Below are 15,631 nucleotides of genomic sequence, written 5' to 3'. Positions count from 1 at the left end.
GTGAAAAAGCCAACGTCGGCGTCGCCGCCCGTCCGGGAGTTGATCAATGCGGCAGGGTGACACCGTCGCCGTCGTCTCGCCCTCGGGGCCACCGAACGCCATCCTGCTCAGGCGGGGGGTCGAGCGCCTGGAGGGGCTCGGGCTGAAGGTCGTGGTCGGCGAGCACGTTCTCGGCAGCCAGGACCTTCCCTACCTCGCCGGAGCCGACGCGGCCCGCGCCGCCGACCTGCAGGCCGCCTGGTGCGACCCGGCCGTCTCCGTGGTGTTCTGCGCCAGGGGCGGTTACGGCGCGGCCAGGCTGCTCGGCCTGCTCGACTGGGGCCTCATGCGCGCGGCGGGACCCAAGACGCTGATCGGGTCGAGTGACATCACGGCGCTGCACCACGCGTTCGCGGCGGAGCTGGGCGTGCCCACGCTGCACGGTCCGATGCCGGCCTGCGACGTGATCGCCAACGAGAAGCGGGCCGAGCCGCGCACCTGGGAGCACCTGCGGGCCGCCCTGGCCCGCCAGGCGCCGCCCGTCGTCGGCGACCAGGTGCTGGCTCCCGGCCGGGCCGAGGGCATACTGGCGGGCGGTAACCTGTCGCTGCTCGCCTCCATGTGCGGCACCCGCTACCATCCGTCGTTCGCCGGGAAGATCGCGCTGCTGGAGGACATCGGCGAGGAGCCCTACCGCATCGACCGGATGCTCACCCAGCTCTTGCAGGCGGGTGCCTTCGACGGCGTGCGCGGGATCGCCCTCGGTTCGTGGGTGGACTGCGGGGATCCCTATCCCGTGCTTAAAGACCGGCTGCTGCCGCTCGGAGTGCCTGTCCTGGCGGGGTTGCCGGTGGGTCACGGCACACCACAGATGAGTGTGTGGCTTGGGGCTCTTGGGGCTATCGATACCGAATCGTGCTCGCTGGCTGGTCTGTTCCGCGACGAGGAGCAGGCAAGGTAGGAATACACGCATACCGACAAAACGGACAGAGGGGACACGGCGCGTGAACTTGTTCAGGCGTGACCGGGAGCCCTCGCGACGCTCGATCGAGGACACCGATCTCGACTCCCTGCTCGGGCTCGTCGCCGATTCCCTCGGCTTCACCTGCGTCTTCGCCGCCGACGGCGCCTCGCTGACGCTGAGCGGCGGCAGGGAGATCCTGGTCAGGCTCACCGGGCTGCGCCGCGAGGCGGGCCGCAGGCCCAGGGACGACTGGCCGATGCTGGTCTCCGAGCACCTCGCCAACGCGGTCGCGGCGGCCGACGAGCGGCTCGACGTGTGCGATCTCGACCAGGTCAAGCCGCTGCTGCGGACCCGTGTCGAGGCGGTCGACGAGGTCGCCGACCTGACCAGGGTGATCGGCCGCCACCTCAACGGCGACCTGGTCGAGCTGCTCACGGTGGGCTCCAGGCCGGTACGCCCCGAGGAGGCCGGCTGCTGGCCCGTCCCGTCGGGCCGGGCGCTGGAGCTGGCCGTCACGAACGTCGGCCGGGACGAGCGGCTGGAGATCGAGTCCATCGAGCTGTCGGGCACGCCGGTGTGGCGCCTGACCAGCCGGACCCCGGCCGCCGCCACCCATCTGCGCTGGCTCGGCGACTATCTGCCGTTGCCCGCCGACGGAGTGCTGGTGGTGCTGCCGGATCCGTACACGCTGATCGTGCACCCGGTCGACGGGATCGGCGTGGTGCGGGCCCTGGAGCGGCTGCGCGTGCACGCCGTACGCACCGACGGGCTCAGCCCGCAGGTCTACTGGTGGCACGAGGGGCGGCTGACCCTCATCAGGGCGGACATCGTCCTGCAGGACGGCCTGGCCCGCCTCGTGGTGGCGCCGCCGCCGGAGTTCGCCAAGGTGCTGGCCCGGCTCGCCGCTTAGCCCAGCCGGGAGAGCGCGCGGGCGGCGTGCACCAGGGGGACGTGGCTGAACGCTTGGGGGAAATTTCCCACCATACGGTCGTATCGCGGGTCGTACTCTTCGGCGAGTAGCCCCACATCGTTGCGCAGCGCGAGCAGCCGCTCGAACAGCTGCGTCGCCTCCTCCTTGCGCCCCTGCATGGCCATCACCTCGACCAGCCAGAAGCTGCACGCCAGGAACGCGCCCTCGCCGCCGGTCAGGCCGTCGACGTCGTTGTCCTCGGCCACCGGGTAGCGCAGCACGAAACCGTCGGACATCAGCTCCTTCTCGATGGCCGCCACCGTGCCGACCACCCGCGGGTCGTCGGCCGGCAGGAAGCCCACCATGGGCATGAGCAGCAGCGAGGCGTCGAGGGCCGTCGAGCCGTAGTACTGGGTGAAGGTGTTGCGCGTGGGGTCGTAGGCCCGGTCGCAGATCTCGGCGTGCACGACGTCGCGCAGCTCCCGCCACCGGTCGACGGGGCCGGTCCTGCCGAACTTCTCCACGTACTTCACGGCCCGGTCGAGGGCCACCCAGCACATCATCTTGGAGTGGGTGAAGTGCCTGCGCGGGCCGCGTACCTCCCACAGTCCCTCGTCGGGCTCGTCCCAGTGCTCGGCCACGTAGTCGAGCAGCTGGCGCTGGATCGCCCAGGCGCGGTCGTCGGCGGCCAGGCCAGAGGTCCTGGAGAAGAACAGGCAGCTCATCACCTCGCCGTAGACGTCCAGCTGGAGCTGCATGACGGCGTCGTTGCCGATCCTGACCGGGCGGGAGCCCTCGTAGCCGTCGAGCCAGGCGAGCTGCATCTCCGGCAGCCGCCGCTCGCCCGCGACGCCGTACATGATCTGCAGGTCCTGCGGGCGGCCCGCGATCGCGCGCAGCAGCCAGGCCCGCCAGGCGGCGGCCTCGTCCAGATAGCCGGAGTTGATCAGGGCGTCGAGCGTCATCGTCGCGTCGCGCAGCCAGCAGTAGCGGTAGTCCCAGTTACGCACCCCGCCCAGGTCTTCGGGGATGGAGGTGGTGGGCGCGGCCACGATGGCGCCGGTGGGGTCGTAGATGAGGCCCTTGAGGGTGATCAGCGAGCGGACGACGGCCTCGCGGTAGGGGCCTTCATAGCTGCATTTGGCCACCCACTCCTTCCACAGCGCCTCGGTCTCGGTGAGCTGGGTCTCGGCGTGGATCTGCGACGGCATCGGCTGGTGTGAGGGGTGCCAGGTGAACACGAACGGCAGCCGCTCGCCCTCCTTGATGGTGAAGGTGGCGCGGTGCGCGTAGTCGCCGCCCTTGAGCGGGACGGGGGAGTGCAGCCAGATGGAGTCGGGGCCGCCGACCGCCTGCAGGTGGCCGTTGTTACGGCGGACCCACGGCACGATCCTGCCGTAGTCGAAACGGACCCTGAGCTGCGTGGACATCTCGACCGTGCCCGAGACGCCCTCGACGATGCGGACCACGTCGGGGTTGCGGTCACGTGGCGGCATGAAGTCGATGACGCGGACCGTGCCCGTGGGGGTGTCCCACTCGCTCTCCAGGATGAGCGTGTCGGGCCGGTAGCGCCGCCGCGTGGCGGGCCGCCTGCCTGTGGGGCCGAGCCACCAGTGGCCGTTGCGCTCGCTGCCGAGCATGGCCGCGAAACAGGAGGGGGAGTCGAATCTGGGCAGGCAGAGCCAGTCGATGGAGCCGTCTCTGCCGACCAGGGCCGCCGACTGCATGTCCCCGATGAGCGCATAGTCCTCGATCCGCATGTATTGACGCTACCGGCGGAAGGGCGATCTCGCGGCCGCTCCGCGCACGTCGCGTCGTGAGCGGGCACGGCCGCGAGATCAGTCATGGCGAACCAGCGGGCGAGCGGCTGGGATCACGTCATGGGGACCAGCGGGTGGGCAGCGGGGTCACGTCATGGGGAACCAGCGGGTGAGCAGCTGGGTCAGCGGGCCGATGGCCAGCGCGAAGATCAGGGTTCCGACGCCGACCGTGCCGCCGAGCAGCCAGCCCGCGGCCAGCACCATGATCTCGATGAGGAAGCGGGCGAGCCGGAGCGACAGGCCCAGCCGGGTCAGGCCGGTCATGATGCCGTCCCGCGGTCCCGCGCCCATCCCCGCGCCGATGTACAGGACAGTGGCCAGGGCGATCGACAGCACGCCGAGCGCCAGGTAGAGCCAGCTCGCCGCCCAGTGCGTGGCGGTGGGCAGCACCGAGAAGGCGGCGTCGGCGAACAGGCCGACGAACAGGACGTTGCTGATCGTGCCGAGGCCGGGCTTCTCCTTCAGCGGGATCCACAGCAGCATCACCAGCACGCCGACCACGAGGATGATCGTCCCGACCGACAGGCCCGTCCGCATGGCCAGGCCCTGGTGGAGGGTGTTCCACGGGGCGTTGCCCAGCCCGGACACGAGCTGGAAGGCGATGCCCAGCCCGTACAGCGCCAGACCGCCGTAAAGACGCAGGAGACGGACAGGGAGGGTGTTCGGGCGTGGGACGGTCGCTTCGCTCATAATGGTCCCAGAGTGGCAGGGGCATGGCTTGCCAAAACAGGGCCAATCCCGGAAAGTGGCCTTTATGAGGCATTTGTCGGCGACTCAGGTGGCCAGGCTGGTGGACGTCCCGGCGGGCGCCCGGCCCTATTACCGCGCGCTCGCCGACTCCGTGCGCGCGCTCATCATGGACGGGCAACTGCCGGTGCGGGTGCGCATGCCCGCCGAACGCGACCTGGCCAAGACCCTGGAGGTCAGCCGCACCACTGTAACGGCCGCCTACGACCTGCTACGCGAGCGGGGCTACCTGGACAGCAGGCAGGGCTCGGGAAGCTGGACCGCGCTGCCGGACCCGGCCATGTCGGCGGACAACCCGTGGCTGTCCGTCGACGGTGACGGGCTCATCCCGCTGCACTGCGCCGCCCCGCCCGCGCCGTCGGCGCTGGCCGAGGCCATGACCGAGGCCGTGGCGGACCTGCCCAGGTATGGCATGGGCCACGGCTACGACCCGATGGGCCTGCCCGCGCTCAGGGAGCGGATCGCCGCCCACTACACCGGCCGCGGACTGGCCACCAGGCCGGAGCAGATCCTCGTCACCACCGGCTCCCAGCACGCGATCCAGCTCGTGCTGGGCCTGCTGGTCGGCGCGGGCGACCCGGTGCTCGTCGAGTCGCCCACCTACCCGCACGCCATCGACGTGGCCCGCCAGCGCGGCGCCAGGATCGTGCCCGTCGGCATCTCGCACGAGGGCTGGCAGGCCGACCTGGTCTCCTGCGCCATGCGCCAGTCGGCGGCCCGGCTGGCCTATCTGATGCCCGACTTCCAGAACCCGACCGGCGCGCTCATGGACGACGCCACCAGGGCCGCCATCGCCGGGGCCGCCAGGCGTACCGACACCGTGCTCGTGGTCGACGAGACCTGGTCGGAGCTGGCCCTGGACGAGGTGCCGCGCACGGCGCCCATGGCCGCCTTCGACACCGACAGCCGGATGATCAGCATCGGCTCGGCCTCCAAGCTGTGGTGGGGCGGGCTGCGCATCGGCTGGGTGCGCACCACGGCCGCGCTGGCCCGCCGCCTGGCCGTCCACCGCGGGGCCGTGGACATCGCCAGCCCGGTGCTGGAGCAGCTCGTGGTGGCGCGGCTGTTCGACCGGATCGAGCAGACCAGGGCCGAGCGCCGCCGCACGCTGCGGGCCTCCCGCGACGCGCTCGTCGCCGGGCTGCGTGAACGGCTGCCCGGGTGGAGCTTCACCGTGCCGAAAGGCGGCGGCACGTTGTGGGTACGGCTGGACGGGGGCTCCTCGGTCGCTCTGGCCGACGCGGCGGCCCATCATGGGGTACGGCTCGCTCCGGGGCCCTGGTTCGGGCTGGAAGGCACGCTGGAGGGCTACCTGCGCCTGCCGTACACGCACTCGCCCCAGGTGCTCGCCGAAGCCGTCAGCCGGATCGCGGCGGCTCGCGAGCGCGGAGCCGCCGGGACCAGGCCGCGGCTGCCCGACTCGCTCATGCCGATGGTCTGAAGCGCCTGGCTTATTCCGGGGGTTTGACACCCCTGGCCAGCGGGGCGCGCCAGTTGTAGCGCATCGCGGCGATGCGCAGGCCGAAGGCCAGCACGGCGGCGGCCAGCGTGGCGGGCCAGCCGTGCAGATCGTGCGTGTAGAGCGCGGCCATCACCGCCGAGCCGAGCGTCGCGGGCACCGCGTAGAGCTGGCGGTCGTACAGCAGCGTCGGGATCTCCCCGGCCAGCACGTCGCGCAGCATGCCGCCGCCGATCGCCGTCGTGACGCCGAGCAGGGCCGCGTGCAGGGGGCCGAGCCCGTAGTCGAGCGCCTTCTCGGTGCCCACCGCGCAGAACAGCCCGAGGCCCGCCGCGTCGAGCACCAGGATGGCGGGCATCACCTTGGCCACGTGCGGATGCCAGAAGAACACGATGACCGTGGCCGCGAGCGGCACGAGCACGTAGCCGGAGCTCTGGAAGGCGGTGGGCCGGACGTTGAGGATCAGGTCGCGCACGACGCCGCCGCCCAGCGCGGTCATCTCGGCGATCACCGCCATGCCCACCACGTCGAGCCGTTTGCGTACGCCCATCAGCGCGCCCGACAGGGCGAAGACGAAGATGCCTACGAGATCGAGAATTTCCGACACGAGAGAGATTTCTACCGGAGCGGCTTGGTGTGGTGCTCCGCCATCAGTACCCGCAACCGCCGGGTGAACACCAGCAGCACCACTCCCGCCACGACCGCCGTCGAGGCCAGGAGCAGGTAGTAGGCGGGTTCGGACAGCACGTTGCCGAGCCGCCCGGTCTGCCCGCCGACCGCGTCGCCCACCGACACCGCGATGAACCAGATGCCGAGCATCTGGCCCTTGAACGCCTGAGGCGCCAGCTTGCTGGTGACCGAGAGTCCGACCGGGCTCAGCGACAGCTCGCCGAACACCTGGATCAGATAGACCAGCACCAGCCACCAGACCGAGATCTTGCCCGTCTCGGCCAGCTTGGCGGCCAGCGCCATGACCACGAAGCTGAGGCCCGCCATGAACAGCGCGAACGCGAACTTCTGCGGTGTGCTCACCCGGGTCCCCAGCTTCGTCCACAGCGCCGCGAACACCGGCACCAGGAGCAGGATGAACAGCGAGTTGAACGACTGCGTCGTCGCCGCCTCGATGGGGATGCCGAACAGCGACAGGACGGTGTTGTGCTGGGCGAAGAACAGCAGCTTGCTCGGCGCCAGGTCGAAGATCATCCAGAAGATCGCGGCCGCCACGAAGAGCCAGATGTAGGCCTTCATCCGCAGCCGTTCGTCCTCGGTCAGGTCGTGGCTGCCGAGCATGATGTAGCCGAAGTAGAGCACCGGCACCGCCAGCACCACGACCGTCACCACGACCGTGAGCCTGGACAGAGTGAACGTCCCCGTCGCCACCCAGATCGCCATGGCCACCACGGTCACGGCCACCGCGAACGAGACGAGCTTGACGGCCCTGGCCCGTTCGGACGGCGTCAGCGGCAGGCCCGGCTCGTCGCCGACGCCCCTGAGGCTCTTCCTGCCCAGCGTGTACTGCAGCAGGCCGAGCGCCATGCCGACCGCCGCCGCGCCGAAGCCCAGATGCCAGCGGCCACCCTTGGCCAACTCGCCCACCACGATCGGCGCGAGGAAGGCGCCGATGTTGATGCCCAGGTAGAACAGCGAGAACCCGGCGTCCCTGCGCCCGTCGTCCTCGTCGCGGTAGAGCCGGCCGACCATGACCGAGATGTTCGGCTTGAGCAGGCCGGTGCCCGCGATGATCAGCAGCAACCCGAGCCAGACGAAGAACGACCCGCCGACCGGGAGGGCCATGCTGATGTGGCCGCACATGATGATGAAGCCGCCCAGGAAGACCGATCTGCGCGGGCCCAGCACCCGGTCGGCGATCCAGCCGCCGGGCAGCGCCACCAGGTAGATCAGCGCGCCGTAGACGCCGACCACCGCCTGCGCGGTCTGCTCGGTCATGCCGAGGCCATGCTGGGCGGGGGAGGCCGCCATGAAGGTGGCCAGGATGGCGCGCAGGCCGTACCAGCTGAACCGCTCCCACATCTCGGTGCCGAACAGCGTCGCCAGGCCCCACGGATGCCCGAAGAACGTCCTTTCGCCCTTGGTCATGCGACCTCCCGCTTTTGTGCGCGATCCATCACTCTACGTGACGACGGTGGCGAGGTCTTGCCGCTACCCCGGCGGTGTGGTGCGATGCATCCCAGCTGAGCAAGTGATTACTGACTGGAGGCGGGTGCCATGGCAGATGTCCTCGAAGTCCGGGCGGAGATCGACCGTTTAATCGCCGGCCGTACGGTATGCGGGCAGCTCAGCGAGCTGGCCGAGCGTTACCCTGACGCGCCCGCCTACTCCGACCCCGTCGACGGCGGCTGGAACACGCTGAGTTACGGCGAGGCCAGGCAGCGGGTGCTCGAGATAGCGGCCGGATACGCCGCGCTCGGCCTCGAACCCGGCGAATCCGTCGCGCTGATGATGGTCAACAGGAGCGAGCACGTGCTCGCCGACCTCGGCGCGGTGCACGCGGGTGGCGTCGGCTGCACCGTCTACTCGACGTTCGCGCCCGACCAGATCGCGTTCGTCGCCGCCGATGTGAGCGCCCGGATCGCGGTGCTCGGCGGCCCCGCCGAGCTGGCCCGCTGGCAGCCGGTGCTCGACCGGCTGACGGGACTCCGCAAGATCATCATGCTGGAGGGCGCGCCCGACGACGACCGGTTCCTGTCCTGGACGGACTTCCTGGAGCTGGGCCGCTCCGCGCTGGCCGCGCGCCCGGAAGAGGTCGAGGCCCGCTGGCGCGCCGTGACGGCGGACGACGTGGTCACCGTCCTGTACACCTCGGGCACCACCGGCCGGCCCAAGGGCGTCCCCCTCACCCACGCGAACGTCTTCTACGAGGTCGAGTCGACCGACCGCATCACCTCGCTGCCCATCCAGGGCACGCAGATCTCCTACCTCACCTACGCGCACATCGCCGAGCGGGTGCTCAGCCTCTACCTGCCCTTGGTGAAGGTCTCCCACGTGCACTTCTGCACCGACCTGGCCAACCTCGGAGCCACGCTCGGGCAGGTCAAGCCGATGATGTTCTTCGGCGTGCCGCGCGTGTGGGAGAAGATGATGGCCCGCCTGCTGGCGGTCCTCGCCACTCAGACGGACGAGCAGCAGGACGCCGTACGACGGGCCATGGCCGCCGGCGTCGCCTACGTCGAGGCCGGGCAGTACGGCGGCACGCTCACCCCCGAGATCGCCGCCGCCTACGAGCAGGCCGACTCCTCGCTGCTGTCCATCATCCGCGGCATGATCGGCTTCGATCGCGCCGGGTGGACCGCCACGGGTGCCGCGCCGCTCCCCGCCGAGGTGCAGCGCTTCTACGCCGGTCTCGGGCTCAAGGTCATCGACGTGTACGGCATGACGGAGACGACCGGCGCCTTCACCGGCAACAGCCCCTCCTGCTACCGCCTGGGCACCGTCGGCCGGGCGGAGCCGGGCGTCGAGGTCCGCATCGCCGAGGACGGCGAGATCCTCACCCGAAGCCCCCTCAACACCCGCGGCTACCACAACCGTTCCGAGGACACCGCCCAGCTGATCGACGAGGACGGCTGGCTGCACACCGGCGACATCGGCTCGGTCGACGACGACGGCTTCTACCGGGTCGTCGACCGCAAGAAGGAGCTGATCATCACCGCCGGCGGCGAGAACATCTCCCCGGCCGAGATCGAGAACCACCTCAAGGAGCACCCCCTCATCGGCCAGGCCCTCGCCTATGGCGACAACCGGGCCTACCCGGTGGCCGTGCTGACGCTCGACGCCGAGGTGGCGCCCGGCTGGGCCCAGGCGCGCGGCATCACCTTCGGCTCGCTCGCCGAACTGGCCGAGCACTCCGCCGTGCTCAAGGAGGTGGAGGCCGCCGTCGTGGTGGCCAACGCCAAGCTGGCCAGGGTGCAGCAGGTCAAGCGGTGGGCGCTGCTCGGCACCGAGTGGACGGCCGAGACGGAGGAACTGACGCCCAGCCTGAAGCTCAAGAGGCGGGTGATCCACGCCAAGTACGCCGACGTCATCGAGGGCCTGTACTCCGGCTGATCCTTTGCCGTTCGGGGCGTGCGTCGTGGTCCTGGTCATTACCGGGTGCTTCCTAGCGTCTCGACCATGACCAGAAGTCTTCTTCTCGTCTCGCTCGCGGCGGGGGCCCTCGCGGTGCCCATACCGGCGTCCTCCGCAGCGACCGAGCTCGCCATTCGTGAGATCAACATCCGGCCCGCAAGCCCCGTCGTCGGGGCCGGGAACACCGTCCGCCTGGTGATCGACGTGGTCGCCAAGGGGGTGAAGGGCAAGGACGGGGTGAGCATCAAGGTGGAGCCCGGGTCCACGCCCGGCGCCACCGGCCAGACGCCCATCACCGGCGGATCACCCGTCGGCGCCGTACCCCCGGCCACGGGCGCCATGCGCGTCACCGCTCCGGGCGGAGAGGCCGTCGTGGATCCCGCCCACGCCGTGGACACCGGGGCGCGGCCCGTCGGGGAGGGGTGGCCGGCCTGGTTCGGCCCGGACATCTGGGCGTCGGCCAGGCGGCCGCAGCCGCGGCCCATCACCGTGGAGCCCGCGCTGCCGTTCATGCCGGAGTGGCGGACGGTGCCGGTCGGGATGCGGATGCTGGACGGCTGGCAGACCTGGAGGTTCCTGCCCGACAAGGTCCTCACCCGCTTCTACCCGTCGGGCACCTGGACGATCACCGCCACCGCGACGGGCGACGACGGGCAGAGCGTGACGCGCAACCAGACGTTCCAGCTCAAGCGGGAGACCAAGATGTCGTCCGTACGGGCGGAGAAGGCGGGCGGAGCCGACTCCGTACGGCTGCGCGGCTCCCTGACCAGGGTGGACCCGCGCGGCTACGAGGACTACGCACCGTTCGCCGACCAGCAGGTGGAGATCCTGTGGCGCGCGGAGGCCGAGGACACGTGGGAGCGGGTGGCGATCGCGACCACCGGCGAGACGGGCGACTTCGGCAGGACGGTACGGGGACGCTCCGGCGGCTACTGGCGAGCCCGCTACCTGGGAACCGACCATTATGCCGCAAAGGTCTCGAAAATCCACGAAAGCGGGATAAACACCTAAAAACGGTGTCATAAAGCCCGTCGGGTGAATTGTCGTTGCAAGATTGTGATCGGGGCTTTCGCAACTTTTCCTTTCCCCAACGCGTCAATGGCGTTGACGTGCCCTGTCCTAGGGGCGCGTTCTCCACACGGGGAAGGAAGTTCATTCATGATGCGACGTCTCGCCGCCGGACTGGCTGCGGCTGCTCTGGGCGCCACGGTCGTGGCGACCGCCGCCACTCCGGCGCTGGCGGATCCCGGGCCCGACGGTGGTCACACCGCCCTGCAGTTCGACGCCAACCCCGAACCGGCCTGGCGCGGCAAGCCCCTCAATCTCGAGGGCAAGCTGTCGGTTCAGTGCGAAGAGGACTACATCAGCGGCTTCGTGTCCGTTCACCACGCCGACTACTGCAAGGAGTCGGAGTCGTGGCACCGCCTCGGCTGGAAGCGGATCTCGATCCTCTTCAAGGCCGACGGCAGCGGCCGGTGGGAGTACGTGGAGTCGGTCCGGACCAGCCGTGACGGCTACTTCTCCACCCGCGTCCCGGCCTACACCTCGGGCACCTGGAAGGCGGTCTTCGAGGGCGCCGAGTGGCTCGACGGCTCGCAGGCCACCGACTGGGTGAAGGTCGTCGGCCGCCGCCACTGACCGCACGCGGTTCGAGAAATGCCCGGTCCCCGGCACGGGGCCGGGCATTTCTGGTTTCAGGCTTTACCTGCGCTTTTTCCGGGATGTGGTTCCTCCCGGTAGAGCACCAGGTGCTCGTGATAGAGGACGCCGTCACGGATGTCGCCCGTCGCGGTGAACCCGGTGTCGTCCACATAGTCCAGATGGGCGCCCGTCACGGTGTAGCGGCCGGTGTAGGCGCTGCGCCGGTCGCCGCGCGCCTCGTCGTAGCGCCCGTCCGGCAGAAGCTCCTGCCGGATGTAGCCGTCGGCCGTCACCCACATGCCGACCACGTTCACGTCGGACATCGGATCCCCCCTCGTCGGTTCTCTGTTCCTTCGCCAGTCTCCCGCCCACCCCTGTCCGCTGACAGGCAGCGCTGTTCCTAGGTGCGCGCCACCCAGGCGGGCGCATGGCTCAACCGGTGATGGCGTAGAGTCCCGCGGATGATCGAAGAGCCGTTGGCGGGTGGCGGGGTCAATGAGGTCGTCCGGGTCGGGAACACCGTCCGGCGGCCGGCCGGTCCCTGGACGCCCGCCGTACACCGTCTGCTGGATCACCTCGCCGCCGCCGGGTTCGACGGGGCGCCCCGCGCGTACGGGCTGGACGAGGCCGGCCGGGAGATCCTCGACTTCGTCCCGGGCGATGTGGCGCACTACCCGGTGCCCGCCTACGCCTGGAGCGACGCCGCGCTGGAGGCGCTGGCCGTACTCATGCGGGCCTATCACGACGCCACCACCGATTTCGCGGCACCGGACGCCGAGTGGTACTTCCCGGCGCGCGAGCCGGCCGAGGTCGTCTGCCACAGCGACATCGCGCCCTACAACTGCGTCTACCGCGACGGCCTGCCGGTGGCGCTCATCGACTTCGACACCGCCCATCCCGGGCCGCGCCTGTGGGACGTCGCCTACGCCGCCTACCGGTTCGTCCCGCTGTCGGCCGTCGGCAACGGCGAGGCCGTGACGTCGGTGACCGAGCAGGCCAGGCGGCTCCGGCTGCTCGCCGACGCCTATGGCCTTTCCGGTGACGAGCGTACGGCCCTGCCCGAGATGGCGGCCGAACGGCTGCGGGCGATGGTGGATCACATGCGGCGGCAGGCCGCGGCCGGGAACGAGGCGTTCGCCGCCCACCTGACCGACGGGCACGCCGACCTGTACCTGACGGACATCGAACACATCACTCGCCACGCCACGGAGTTCCGGAACGCCGGGCGAGGAATCACCTGATCGCGAACCGCGTTGTCGTCCGGTGAGTTGTCGGGTTTGGGAGCGGCAGGAAGACCGGCATAGGCTGGGCTCTGGCGACGGATTGGAGGTGACGCCATGTTGCGAGACTCGTTCGGACGGGTGGCGACGGATCTGCGGGTGTCCCTCACGGACAAGTGCAACCTGCGCTGCACCTACTGCATGCCGCCCGAAGGGCTCGACTGGCTGCCCAACGCCCAGCTCCTCACAGCCGACGAGATCGTCAGGCTGGTCACGATCGGCGTCGAGCGGCTGGGGATCACCGAGATCCGCTACACCGGCGGTGAGCCGCTGCTGCGCCGCGAACTGCCCGACATCGTCGGGCGCACCGTGGCGCTCGACCCCAGGCCGCAGGTGTCGCTGACGACCAACGGCATCGGGCTGGCCCGGCTGGCCGGGGTGCTCGTCGAAGCCGGCCTCGACCGGGTGAACGTCTCCCTCGACACCCTCGACCGCGACACCTTCAAGCGGCTCGCGCACCGCGACAGGTTCGACGACGTGATCGCCGGGCTCAGCGCCGCCCACGAGGCGGGCCTGCGCCCCGTCAAGGTCAACACGGTCCTGATGCGCGACATCAACGACCACGAGGCAGTGCCGCTGCTGCGCTATTGCCTCGAGCAGGGCTACGAACTGCGCTTCATCGAGCAGATGCCGCTCGACGCCCAGCACGGCTGGAGCCGCGCGAACATGGTGACCGCCGACGAGATCCTCGCGATGCTGTCGGACTCGTTCGACCTCACGGCCGACGATCTGGAGGATCGCGGCAGCGCCCCCGCCGAGCGCTTCCTGGTGGACGGCGGCCCCGCCCGGGTGGGCGTGATCGGCTCGGTGACGCGCCCGTTCTGCGGCGCCTGCGACCGCGTACGGCTGACCGCCGACGGGCAGATCCGCAACTGCCTGTTCGCCACCGAGGAGTCCGACCTGAAGACACCCCTGCGGGCCGGCGCCTCCGACGAGGAACTCGCCGCTCGCTGGATCGCCGCCGTCTCGCGCAAGCGCGCCGGGCACGGCATCGACGACCCGTCCTTCCTCCAGCCGTCCCGCCCGATGTCGGCGATCGGCGGCTAGCCCTCTTTAGCCGTACGTCGTACGGAGCGGCTTGCCCGTATCCGTACGCGGTGCGGGCGCTGCCCCGCCGACCGAGAGCCGTGGCCGGGGTGCGTACCGTGGGGGCGTGACGATCGGCGGAGAGTACGACGCGGTCATCCTGGCCGGGGGACAAGCGCGCCGGCTGGGCGGCGTGGACAAGCCCGGCTTGAGTGTCGGGGCGCGGGCGATGATCGAGGGCGTCGTCCTGGCGGCCGCCGGAGCCCGCAGGGTGATCGTGGTCGGCCCCGAACGCCCACTGCCGGGAGTGTTCTTCGCGCGGGAGGATCCGCCGGGCGGCGGGCCGGTTCCGGCGTTGCGGGCCGGGCTGCGCGAGGTCACGGCGCCACGGGTGGTGCTGCTCGCGGGAGATCTCCCGTACCTCAGAGCCGGACACGTCGCCGAACTGCTCCGCGCCTCGGCTCGTGCGACGGGCACCGGTGGCGAATGCGCGGATGCCAGGGGCGTCATCGGCGAGGGCATGGACGCCGGGAGCGTCGGTGGCGGAGTGGTGGCGGTGGACGACGGCGGGCGGGAGCAGTGGTTGCTGAGCCTGTGGCCTGCCGAAACGCTGCGCCGAGCGCTGGACGGCTACACCGGGCGCTCACTGAAAGGGCTGCTCGGCCCGCTCGTCCACGCGCGCGTCGCGCTGTCCGGCCGGCCGTGGTTCGACTGCGACACAATGGACGATCTAGAGGAGGCTCGCATGAACGTGCTGAACGAGTGGACCGCCCTGGCCTGCCAGGAGCTGGGCATCGACCCGGCCCGCGTCGACCGGGACCTGATCCTGGACCTGACCAAGGAGGTGGCGCACGGCGTCGCCAGGCCCGCCGCGCCGCTGACCGCCTATCTGCTGGGGCTCGCCGAGGGCGCCGGCACCGCGCCCGAGGACGCCGTCGCCCGGATTACCGCGCTCGCCAAGAACTGGGGCGCGGCCACGACCGAGACGCTGACCGAGAGTTGACACCCCAACGAACTGTTGGTGTCAAGCCATGCTCAAAGTTGCCAATTTTCTGCGAATAATGAGCGGCAGAGAGCGTAAACGATTTTGGGAAAGCGGCCCTACCCAACAGGGTTCCGGGGCATTGGACTGATCGTCCGAGTGAGAGTTTCCCCAGGAAAAGGGCGACGCCGGGTGGTTACGGGGGCAAACCACCCGGCGTCGCTTCATCGGCGTTCCGACGGGGGCCCGGAACGCCGGCACCAGCACTCCGACGGGGGACCGGAGCGCTTGCCTAAAGCGTACACCTACAACCCATGGGATGCGTCAAGACTTAGTCACGACCCGATCTCGCGTCGATGCCTTGGTATCTCGCTTTGGTTAGCTTCCGGTGTGTGAAAGGTAGGGGGAGGGGCATCCCTGCCCCTCTCATTGGCCCCGATTACGGCTATGTATGGCAAAAAGACGGCCGCGGCGATGAACAGCAGCCGGTACGGCACGGGCACCGGGACGACCACGGCCAGGATCAGGCACAGTGTGCGGATCCCCATCTTGATGAGGTAGCTGATCTCCCGCCGGTGGATGTCCGAGCTCAGCGACGGTTTCGCGTCCGTGACCTGGTGGACGTCCTGCTTCTTGCGCCACCCCTTCATGACATCCACGGTAGACCCCGGGTGCGCCGCACGCGACAGCGACCAGGGGCGGCGGCAGCGGTCATGCGATCATGGCCTTCGAGTAAGGAG

The 15,631-nt window shown here is 70.1% G+C and carries 15 protein-coding genes; 9 read left to right on the top strand and 6 right to left on the bottom strand.

Translation table 11 applies throughout. The features are described 5' to 3' along the window. The first annotated feature begins 46 nt into the window (after window positions 1-46). The gene (locus tag AB0L53_RS17380; RefSeq protein WP_363994324.1) at window positions 47-940 is read left to right on the top strand and encodes an LD-carboxypeptidase; all 894 of its coding nucleotides are present in this window, start codon (window positions 47-49) and stop codon (window positions 938-940) included. Window positions 941-983: 43 nt separating this feature from the next. Continuing rightward, complete coding sequence (locus AB0L53_RS17375; protein ID WP_363994321.1) at window positions 984-1,853, top strand: hypothetical protein; 870 nt, start codon at window positions 984-986, stop codon at window positions 1,851-1,853. On the opposite strand, the gene AB0L53_RS17370 is transcribed toward AB0L53_RS17375, so the two are convergent. Both AB0L53_RS17370 and AB0L53_RS17365 read right to left on the bottom strand, forming a co-directional pair. Next, a complete protein-coding gene (locus AB0L53_RS17370; RefSeq protein ID WP_363994318.1) occupies window positions 1,850-3,613 on the bottom strand; it encodes a glycoside hydrolase family 15 protein in 1,764 nt (587 codons plus the stop codon). The genes AB0L53_RS17375 and AB0L53_RS17370 overlap by 4 nt on opposite strands. Before the next feature lie 147 nt (window positions 3,614-3,760). Continuing rightward, window positions 3,761-4,363, bottom strand: a complete 603-nt coding sequence (locus tag AB0L53_RS17365; RefSeq protein WP_363994315.1) for a hypothetical protein — start codon at window positions 4,361-4,363, stop codon at window positions 3,761-3,763. A gap of 64 nt (window positions 4,364-4,427) precedes the next feature. Between AB0L53_RS17365 and AB0L53_RS17360 the strand changes: the two genes are divergently transcribed. Continuing rightward, window positions 4,428-5,861, top strand: a complete 1,434-nt coding sequence (locus tag AB0L53_RS17360) for a PLP-dependent aminotransferase family protein (RefSeq protein ID WP_363994312.1) — start codon at window positions 4,428-4,430, stop codon at window positions 5,859-5,861. A gap of 10 nt (window positions 5,862-5,871) precedes the next feature. Here AB0L53_RS17360 and AB0L53_RS17355 read toward each other — a convergent pair whose 3' ends face one another. Both AB0L53_RS17355 and AB0L53_RS17350 read right to left on the bottom strand, forming a co-directional pair. Then, complete coding sequence (locus AB0L53_RS17355) at window positions 5,872-6,486, bottom strand: trimeric intracellular cation channel family protein (protein ID WP_357958530.1); 615 nt, start codon at window positions 6,484-6,486, stop codon at window positions 5,872-5,874. 11 nt (window positions 6,487-6,497) lie between these two features. Further along, the gene (locus AB0L53_RS17350) at window positions 6,498-7,976 is read right to left on the bottom strand and encodes an oligopeptide:H+ symporter (protein ID WP_363994308.1); all 1,479 of its coding nucleotides are present in this window, start codon (window positions 7,974-7,976) and stop codon (window positions 6,498-6,500) included. A gap of 129 nt (window positions 7,977-8,105) precedes the next feature. Here AB0L53_RS17350 and AB0L53_RS17345 point away from each other — a divergent pair, with 129 nt between their 5' ends. The 3 genes from AB0L53_RS17345 (at window position 8,106) to AB0L53_RS17335 (ending at window position 11,600) form a co-directional block, all read left to right on the top strand. Continuing rightward, a complete protein-coding gene (locus AB0L53_RS17345) occupies window positions 8,106-9,941 on the top strand; it encodes an AMP-dependent synthetase/ligase (RefSeq protein ID WP_363994305.1) in 1,836 nt (611 codons plus the stop codon). 66 nt (window positions 9,942-10,007) lie between these two features. After that, window positions 10,008-10,973 (top strand): hypothetical protein, encoded by a 966-nt coding sequence (locus tag AB0L53_RS17340; RefSeq protein WP_363994302.1) that lies wholly within the window; start codon window positions 10,008-10,010, stop codon window positions 10,971-10,973. Window positions 10,974-11,120: 147 nt separating this feature from the next. Further along, window positions 11,121-11,600 carry a hypothetical protein gene (locus AB0L53_RS17335; RefSeq protein ID WP_363994299.1) on the top strand — a complete coding sequence of 160 codons (480 nt, stop codon included), beginning with the start codon at window positions 11,121-11,123 and terminating at the stop codon, window positions 11,598-11,600. Window positions 11,601-11,656: 56 nt separating this feature from the next. Here AB0L53_RS17335 and AB0L53_RS17330 read toward each other — a convergent pair whose 3' ends face one another. Beyond that, window positions 11,657-11,926 (bottom strand): Atu4866 domain-containing protein, encoded by a 270-nt coding sequence (locus tag AB0L53_RS17330; RefSeq protein ID WP_363994296.1) that lies wholly within the window; start codon window positions 11,924-11,926, stop codon window positions 11,657-11,659. Window positions 11,927-12,064: 138 nt separating this feature from the next. Between AB0L53_RS17330 and AB0L53_RS17325 the strand changes: the two genes are divergently transcribed. From AB0L53_RS17325 to AB0L53_RS17315, 3 genes are all read left to right on the top strand, one after another. Beyond that, entirely contained in the window at window positions 12,065-12,844 is a 780-nt protein-coding gene (locus AB0L53_RS17325; RefSeq protein WP_363994293.1) for a phosphotransferase, read from the top strand. A 96-nt stretch (window positions 12,845-12,940) separates the two neighbouring features. Beyond that, entirely contained in the window at window positions 12,941-13,930 is a 990-nt protein-coding gene (moaA, locus tag AB0L53_RS17320) for a GTP 3',8-cyclase MoaA (protein WP_363994290.1), read from the top strand. A gap of 106 nt (window positions 13,931-14,036) precedes the next feature. Next, window positions 14,037-14,912 carry a DUF6457 domain-containing protein gene (locus tag AB0L53_RS17315; protein WP_363994287.1) on the top strand — a complete coding sequence of 292 codons (876 nt, stop codon included), beginning with the start codon at window positions 14,037-14,039 and terminating at the stop codon, window positions 14,910-14,912. Between the two features lie 314 nt (window positions 14,913-15,226). Here AB0L53_RS17315 and AB0L53_RS17310 read toward each other — a convergent pair whose 3' ends face one another. Continuing rightward, window positions 15,227-15,541 carry a DUF3099 domain-containing protein gene (locus AB0L53_RS17310; RefSeq protein WP_357958553.1) on the bottom strand — a complete coding sequence of 105 codons (315 nt, stop codon included), beginning with the start codon at window positions 15,539-15,541 and terminating at the stop codon, window positions 15,227-15,229. Window positions 15,542-15,631: the final 90 nt, after the last annotated feature.

This window comes from Nonomuraea sp. NPDC052129, assembly GCF_040680095.1.
Classification (GTDB): Bacteria; Actinomycetota; Actinomycetes; order Streptosporangiales; family Streptosporangiaceae; genus Nonomuraea.
This window is presented reverse-complemented; position numbering and strand designations above follow the sequence as displayed.

Bases quoted from the DNA above. Each gene is read 5' to 3' on its own strand.
- AB0L53_RS17380 (WP_363994324.1), top strand. From the start codon at position 47: ATGCGGCAGGGTGACACCGTCGCCGTCGTCTCGCCCTCGGGGCCACCG.
- AB0L53_RS17370 (WP_363994318.1), bottom strand. From the start codon at position 3,613: ATGCGGATCGAGGACTATGCGCTCATCGGGGACATGCAGTCGGCGGCC.
- AB0L53_RS17365 (WP_363994315.1), bottom strand. From the start codon at position 4,363: ATGAGCGAAGCGACCGTCCCACGCCCGAACACCCTCCCTGTCCGTCTC.
- AB0L53_RS17360 (WP_363994312.1), top strand. From the start codon at position 4,428: ATGAGGCATTTGTCGGCGACTCAGGTGGCCAGGCTGGTGGACGTCCCG.
- AB0L53_RS17350 (WP_363994308.1), bottom strand. From the start codon at position 7,976: ATGACCAAGGGCGAAAGGACGTTCTTCGGGCATCCGTGGGGCCTGGCG.
- AB0L53_RS17345 (WP_363994305.1), top strand. From the start codon at position 8,106: ATGGCAGATGTCCTCGAAGTCCGGGCGGAGATCGACCGTTTAATCGCC.
- AB0L53_RS17340 (WP_363994302.1), top strand. From the start codon at position 10,008: ATGACCAGAAGTCTTCTTCTCGTCTCGCTCGCGGCGGGGGCCCTCGCG.
- AB0L53_RS17335 (WP_363994299.1), top strand. From the start codon at position 11,121: ATGATGCGACGTCTCGCCGCCGGACTGGCTGCGGCTGCTCTGGGCGCC.
- AB0L53_RS17330 (WP_363994296.1), bottom strand. From the start codon at position 11,926: ATGTCCGACGTGAACGTGGTCGGCATGTGGGTGACGGCCGACGGCTAC.
- AB0L53_RS17325 (WP_363994293.1), top strand. From the start codon at position 12,065: ATGATCGAAGAGCCGTTGGCGGGTGGCGGGGTCAATGAGGTCGTCCGG.
- moaA (WP_363994290.1), top strand. From the start codon at position 12,941: ATGTTGCGAGACTCGTTCGGACGGGTGGCGACGGATCTGCGGGTGTCC.
- AB0L53_RS17310 (WP_357958553.1), bottom strand. From the start codon at position 15,541: ATGAAGGGGTGGCGCAAGAAGCAGGACGTCCACCAGGTCACGGACGCG.